The organism is Flavobacterium sp., assembly GCF_035456085.1.
Taxonomy (GTDB): Bacteria; Bacteroidota; Bacteroidia; order Flavobacteriales; family Flavobacteriaceae; genus Flavobacterium.
On sequence record NZ_DATIDY010000226.1, the window covers coordinates 1 to 2092 of the forward strand.

Sequence of the window (2092 nt, forward strand, 5' to 3'; positions counted from 1 at the left end):
ATGCAATGAAACTACCCGAATTTTGTTATGGAAAGTCACCGAATCCGTGGAGGAATTAGCATCAAAAGTAGTTTTAAAAGAAAAAACTCAACTTCGATTAAATAGAATGAAATCAGAATTGCACCAGCGCGCTTTTTTGAGTGTCCGAATGCTAATTCAGGAAATGGGTTTTACCGACCGAAATTTGCATTATGATAAATTTGGAAAACCATATTTAGACTGTCATCGTTATATTTCTATTACTCATTCTTATAATTTTGCGGCAATTATTGTCAGCGAAGAAACCGTGGGAATAGACATGGAATTGCAGCGTGAAAAAATAATCCGCATCGCCGATAAGTTTATAATTTCTGAATTCGACTTTTTACAATCTGAACCAATTGAAGAATACATCAAAAAACTCACAGTTATTTGGGGCGCCAAAGAAGCCATTTTCAAGATCAGAAACGAAAAAGGAATTAGTTTCAAAGATCACATTCAAGTAGCTCCTTTTTCATTAGATAAAAACCAAACCCAAGCCTGTCTTCTTTTTGATAATTTGGAAAAAAAGTTCGAAGTAAACTATCTTGAAATCGAAAACTTCACTTTGGTTTATGCTTTCGAAAAATAAAATTGTCACTGATTTAAAGAGGATTTGTTCAGATACTTGAAAAGGAATTGCTAACCTTTGAAAGCAATAGCAATAAAGCTTGTTTTCACGCAGATTTGGAAGATTTAGCCGATGTAAAAATTTGCTATATCTGCTATTTCTGCGTGCAATTTTATCTTTGACCATCTTCTTAATTATGCTGGCTAAATATTTTTTGTGCATCTTTGCGTTGCCTTTGCACCTCAGTGAAATAGCTTTTTGCAAAATAGTTTATGATGAAATTCTACAACCAAATCCTTCAATCCAAAAAGGAAAACCAAAAATTACTCGCTATTCTTTTAGATCCAGATAAAATCGTTTTGGATAATTTAAAATATCTAATCGAAAAAATCAATCAATCACCTGCAACCCATATTTTTATCGGTGGAAGCCATGTTCGCAACAATATTTTGGATGATTTGATTATTGCTTTAAAAGAAAAAATAAAATTACCAATCATTCTTTTTCCTGGGAATCCTTCTCAGATTTCAGACCAAGCAGATGCTATTTTGTTTTTATCGTTAATTTCAGGAAGAAACCCAGACTATTTGATAGAACATCAGGTAAATGCAGCACCCATTTTAAAGAAAACCCAACTCGAAATCATCTCAACGGGCTATATGCTTGTCGAAAGCGGTGGAGAAACTGCTGTAGAACGCATCAGTAAAACCAAACCTTTATGTCGAAAAGACCTAAACTTTGCTCTTGCTACAGCTCAAGCTGGTGAAATGATGGGAAATAAATTATTGTATCTTGAAGCTGGTAGTGGAGCAAAAAATGCGGTTCCGTTAGAAATGATAAAAAGCATTTCCAACAATATTGAAATTCCATTAATTGTAGGTGGAGGGATTATAGATTTACAAGGAATTCAAAAAGCATATACTGCAGGAGCTGATTTAGTCGTTATAGGTACAGCATTCGAAAACAACGCCGAATTTTTTAATTCATAAAAAACTAAATATATATGTTTGATTATTTATTCTCACAATATAGAGATTATCCTTTACATGAAGTATATTTAGAATTAATCGCTGTTTTTTTTGGATTGCTTAGCGTTTGGTACGCTAAGAAAGATAATATTTTGGTTTTTCCTACAGGACTTATTAGTACATCAATTTATGCTTATTTGTTATGGCAATGGAGCTTATTGGGAGATTCAATGATTAATGTATATTATTTTGTAATGAGCATTTATGGATGGTATCATTGGACAAGAAAAAAAGATAATATCGACGAATTCCCAATTTCTTCGATGATTGTCAAAGAACAAGTGATTTCACTTATTATTTTTGTGTTAACTGTAGTATTTGTAGTGATTGTTTACATTTATTTTAATAAATTTACAACATGGTACTCTTATTTAGATACTTTATTGACCGCAATTTTCTTTGTTGGAATGTGGTTAATGGCAAAAAGAAAAATTGAAAACTGGATTTTTTGGATTGTAGGAGATTTACTTTCAAT

The 2092-nt window shown here is 32.1% G+C and carries 3 protein-coding genes; all 3 read left to right on the forward strand.

The window, feature by feature from the left end:
- The coding region (locus tag VLC96_RS16925; RefSeq protein ID WP_325264813.1) for a 4'-phosphopantetheinyl transferase family protein at window positions 1-610 on the forward strand (610 nt) is incomplete at its 5' end.
- A gap of 251 nt (window positions 611-861) precedes the next feature.
- Window positions 862-1578, forward strand: coding sequence for a phosphoglycerol geranylgeranyltransferase (locus VLC96_RS16930; protein ID WP_325264815.1), 717 nt, complete (start codon window positions 862-864; stop codon window positions 1576-1578).
- Between the two features lie 14 nt (window positions 1579-1592).
- Window positions 1593-2092, forward strand: a 500-nt coding sequence (pnuC, locus tag VLC96_RS16935; RefSeq protein WP_325264817.1) for a nicotinamide riboside transporter PnuC, incomplete at its 3' end; no start/stop codon positions are given.

What these genes read in the sequence shown, in the direction of transcription:
- VLC96_RS16930 (WP_325264815.1), top strand. Translation starts at nt 862, where the DNA reads ATGATGAAATTCTACAACCAAATCCTTCAATCCAAAAAGGAAAACCAA.